Origin of the sequence: Clostridium sp. ATCC 25772, from assembly GCF_001573875.1 — a bacterium.
GTDB classification, from domain to species: Bacteria; Bacillota; Clostridia; order Clostridiales; family Clostridiaceae; genus Clostridium_J; species Clostridium_J senegalense.
Window position 1 is genome coordinate 1 of record NZ_LFRG01000088.1, and the last position, 5,051, is coordinate 5,051.

The 5,051-nt window shown below is 25.3% G+C and carries 4 protein-coding genes; 3 read left to right on the forward strand and 1 reads right to left on the reverse strand.

All coding sequences use genetic code 11. The features are described 5' to 3' along the window. Positions 1 to 136 precede the first annotated feature (136 nt). On the reverse strand, positions 137 to 2,155 hold the full coding sequence (locus tag AZI32_RS16680; protein WP_061997052.1) for a methyl-accepting chemotaxis protein: 2,019 nt from the start codon (positions 2,153 to 2,155) through the stop codon (positions 137 to 139). A 602-nt stretch (positions 2,156 to 2,757) separates the two neighbouring features. On the opposite strand from AZI32_RS16680, the gene AZI32_RS16685 reads away from it, so the two are divergent. The 3 genes from AZI32_RS16685 to AZI32_RS16695 all read left to right on the forward strand — a co-directional run bounded on the left by AZI32_RS16685 (position 2,758) and on the right by AZI32_RS16695 (position 4,586). After that, positions 2,758 to 3,486 (forward strand): HAD-IB family hydrolase, encoded by a 729-nt coding sequence (locus AZI32_RS16685; protein ID WP_061997054.1) that lies wholly within the window; start codon positions 2,758 to 2,760, stop codon positions 3,484 to 3,486. A 28-nt stretch (positions 3,487 to 3,514) separates the two neighbouring features. Beyond that, positions 3,515 to 4,045 (forward strand): hypothetical protein, encoded by a 531-nt coding sequence (locus tag AZI32_RS16690; RefSeq protein ID WP_061997056.1) that lies wholly within the window; start codon positions 3,515 to 3,517, stop codon positions 4,043 to 4,045. Between the two features lie 175 nt (positions 4,046 to 4,220). Beyond that, entirely contained in the window at positions 4,221 to 4,586 is a 366-nt protein-coding gene (locus tag AZI32_RS16695) for a C-GCAxxG-C-C family (seleno)protein (RefSeq protein WP_061997058.1), read from the forward strand. Positions 4,587 to 5,051: the final 465 nt, after the last annotated feature.

Genomic DNA, 5,051 nt, shown 5'->3' on the forward strand with positions numbered 1-5,051 from the left:
GACTTATTAAAGTGCGCCTATTTTTAAATATTTTATAGTTAAGATATAGTAAACCGAATAAAAGATTTTAAAGATGACTAAAAGGAGCTATCGCTAACGGATTTAAACCCGCTAATGCGACAGCCCCTTTTAATGTTTATTCAGTAATTTTAAAATTTGATATTAAATTATTTAAAGTGTTAGATATAGTATTTAAATCCTCTGCTTGCACTGTTACTTCTTTAAATTTACCCTGTTGTTCTTCACTAGAAGCGTTAACTTCTTCAGTTGAAGCGGCAGCTTCTTGTGAAACAGCAGATATATCTTGAAGGTTTTGTATGAAAATTTCTTTAGAATCATTAACTTTTAGTATAGCTTCTGATGTAAAATTAATTTTTTCTTTTAAAGCATCTATAGAATTTGTGATTTTTTCAAAACTCTTAAAGGTATCTAAAGTTTTTCCAGAACTAAGTTCAATTATCTTTTGAGAAGATGAAATTTCATTATTTACAGATTTTATATTGCTTAAATTTTCTATAATAACTTCTTCAATTTCTTTAGCAGAACTACTAGATTGTTCTGCTAAAAGCCTTACTTCATTAGCTACAACTGCAAACCCTTTTCCTGCTTCTCCAGCCCTAGCTGCTTCTATACTAGCATTTAAAGATAGAAGGTTTGTTTTAGTTGTTATATCTTTTATAGTATCTAAAATTATATTAATTTTTTTGGAGTTTTCTTCAAGCAAAGATGCCTTATCAACTACAGTGTTTATTGAAATAGTATTTTTCTCATACATATCTTTTAATTCATTCATAATTGTTGTTCCGCTTATTATTGCATCTTCAGCTTCATTACATTTTAAAGATATATCTTTTGCATAGCTTGATATATTAACAATTTCAGATCCGAAATTTTCAGAGGCATTTACGCTATTTTCTAGCATAGAACTTTGACAAGTAGCACCTTCAGTTATTTGACCAATAGCACTAGCAATATCATTATTAGAAGAATTTACTTCACTTATAATGTCTTTAAAATTTAATGATGCATTAAGAAGATAATTAGATATTTTATGAGTTTCTTTTAAAACTACAGTAATATCATCTATCATTAAATTTATAGAGTGACCAATATGAAAGAAATCATTGATTCGAATATTATCTGTATCAATTTTTTCAGTAAAATCACCATCTTTACATTTTAAGACAATTGATGTTAGTTTAGATATAGATTTTTTTAACACTATAGATGTAAAAATAATTATTATAATAGAGCATATCAATGTTAAACATACTGTTATGACAACATTTAATATTGATTTGAAAACTACACTATTTATCTCGTCTTTTGATATAAATCCATAAGTTGTATAACCTAAAGATTCATATACATGTTTTTCTACTACATATTTTTTATTTTCTATAGTTAAAATTGAACTGTCTTTTATGTTAGGTAGTTTTTTCCCCCAATCAGTTTCAGGTAAATTTACTTCCATTAAATTTTTATTGCTACTACCAAGTACAGATGAATCTTTATATGTAACTAAAGAAAATCCATCGGTTCCTATTGGTGTTTCAGATATATTTTCACAAACTTTATCTAATAAGATATCTATACCTAAGCATCCTAAAATATCACCTTTTTCATTTTTGATTTTTTTTGAAATAGTAATATTTTTTAAGCCGTTTACACCATCAATATATGGAGGAGATATTACCAATGCATCAGAAGTCATAGAGCTTTTATACCAAGTTGTCTCCAGTGGCTTGAAATTTGAAGTATCCTCTAAAGGATATGAGGTAAATCCCCCTTCTGTGTCACTGAAATATACAAAGGATACTGTCTCATTATTGTCTTTTATATTTTTAAAATACTTGAGTAATTTATCATAGTTTTTATTGTTTATATTCTCTAAAACATATTCATCATTAGATAGTGAATTTATTAAATTAATATTTATGTTTACAAGTGTAGAAATACTATTAGAAATAGAATTAATGCTATTAGAACTTTTAGTTAAATAAATATTAGATATGTTATTATAATTGTTTTTCAAATTACTATATCCTAGTATTACTATAGGAATAATAGAAGTGAAAATCATTAATATTAGTATAGCTGATATTAAACTAATTTTTTTGTTATACATTTTTTCTTTTTTGAAATTTTTCCCCATAAATAACCCCTTACTTTCAAATTATTATATTTAAAAAATCAACTATGCTCAATGAGCTAGATTTATCTTTTGTAAAGCCATAACAGCATAATAGATAATGTATTAAGTCACATTAAAAATATTTACTATAAAGCTTTAATTTTCCAAAAAATATAGAAGATTTAATTAAAATAAATCAATATGTGTATGTGACAATAATTTCATATAGAAATAAAAGATTTTAAAATAAATCCTTCTTAGTTAATTATCAAACAATTATTAATTTACTTTAGATATTAATTAAAATTTTATACCATATATTTATATTACCATTAATATATGTAAAAATCATTGGCTAAAAAGTTGAAAATTGTAAAAAAACACAAAATTAAGAGGTATATTTTCTATTAGTTTTAATGGTATAATAAGTTAAAAAATATATTTTTGCATATGAAAAAATTGTTTAGTTAATTTTAATGTAATAGTTTACCTAAAATATTCACATAACCTTGAATAGATTAGTAATATTAATATTGGTATAAAAAATTATTAAAATAATTGCAATTTATTTTAAATATGATAAAATCTATTAAATACAAAAATTGAGTGGAGGAGATGATTATATGGGAAACATAGCAGCATTTTTTGATATAGATGGAACTATTTATAGAGAAGGATTAATAACAGAAGTTTTTAAAAAAATAATTAAGTATGAGCTTGTAGATGAGAAAAAATGGTATAGAGAGGTTCGTCCGGCATTTATTAAATGGGATAAAAGACAAGGCGATTATGATGAATATCTTATAAAAATGGTTGATATATATATAGAAGCAATAAAAGGTGTGGACAGGCATCATATAGAGTATATAGCTAAAAAGGTTATAGAACAAAAAGGTGATAGGGTTTATACTTTTACTAGAGAGAGAATAAAGTGGCATAAAGAGCAAGGGCATAAAGTAATTGCAATATCAGGTTCACCAATTGAACTTGTAAAAGAAATGTCAAATAAATATAATATGGATGACTATAAAGGTTCTATATACTTAAGAGATGATGATGATAATTATACTGGAGAAATAATACCAATGTGGGATTCAGAGAGCAAACAAAATGCTATAAAGGAACTAACAGAAAAATACAATATAGAGCTTGATAAAAGTTTTGCGTATGGAGATACATCAGGAGATTTTACTATGTTTAAGTCAGTAGGTATTCCTTATGCAATTAACCCAACAAAAGAACTTTTAACAAAAGTAATGGAAAATGATGAGGTTAGGGAAAAAATAAAAGTTATAGTTGAACGTAAGGATGTAACATATAATTTGGATATTAATAATATACAATTTTTATAATAAATAAGATGTGTTAAGGAGAAATAAAATGGAAAAAAATTTAAAGATTAATGAAAACGAAAATATTGAAATAAATCATAATCATGATCATAGCACAAGTGGAATTTATCAAGGGGAAAGAAAAAATGGAAAAAGACACGGGTTTGGTATTTTTACATATGCAAATGGGACAAAATACATTGGTTATTGGCATGAAAGTAAAATGCACGGAGAAGGCACTATGATTTGGAATAATGGAGAAAAATATATAGGGAGTTGGAAGGAAGATTTAAAAGATGGGTACGGTATATATTATTGGTCTGACGGTGAAAGTTATATAGGTCAATGGAACAATGATGATAAAGATGGTAGTGGAATATATTTATGGGAAAATGGAGATAAATATACAGGAGCTTGGAAAAATGATAAGCAGCATGGAGAAGGAATATTAGAAACAGTAGAGGGAGAAAAATACATAGGTAAATGGTCTAATGATCAGGTTGATGGTGATTTTACTGTAATAGATGTAAATGGTAATGTAAAACAGTGCATTTTTAAAAATGGAATTAAAATAGATTAATAGTGAAAACACATTTAGAATTATAAAAATATCTAAATGTGTTTTGTTTATAAAAATAGCATTAATAAATAAAAAGTTTCACTTGAAAAATTTTTCACAATGATTTAAAATTAATTTGAAATATTAAAACTATATATTAAAATAAAACGATATATTTGAGAAGAGGTATGTAATAATGAAAAAAGTATTAGATTTTCATAAAGAAGGATATAACTGTTCTGAATCTATAATCAAAGCAATAAATGAAGAAAATAATTTAGATATTCCAGTATCAATAGCAACTCCTTTTGGTGGTGGTATGTCAGTTGGAACAACCTGTGGTGCAATTACTGGTGCAATGATGGTTTTAGGGGCAACTAAAGGAAGAGAAAATGCTAAGGACCCTAATGAAGCTAGAAAATACGGAAAACTTTTAATGAATAAAATAAAAGAAGAATATGGAACTTTTGATTGTATAGAACTTAAAAGAAAAGGTGTATCATGTGATGAAATAATAGAATATGCATATGATGCATTAAAAGAAATTATGGATGAAAAATAAAACTAATATAAAGATAGGTCGTCTTAATAAGATGACCTATTTTTAGTTAAATTTTTAAATTTTAAAATTTATATTAAATTCACATTGAATGCATTTCACTTATAGATAGGTTTTCTAATATGTATTTGTAAGCTAATATGGGACAAAATAAAAAGGAGAGAAGAGATGAATTTTTTATTTAGAGCATTTTAAAATTTAAAAGAAAGTAAAATCTTTAATTTTATTTATTATTACATTAACAGTTTGTGTAGTTGTATAGGGAAACAAGCTCCAATTTAAATTTATTCAATAACTTTAAAATATTTTCATACAAGATTCAGCATTGAATTCTAAATGATTCGGATCATGTCTCACTATTTTATGTATCCAGGTTTTGGAATGGATAATTTTAAAAGTCAACTTGGAACCCTATATAGGGTTCCAAGTTGATAGCTAAAATTATACTGAATAATAAAAATCTTTCTA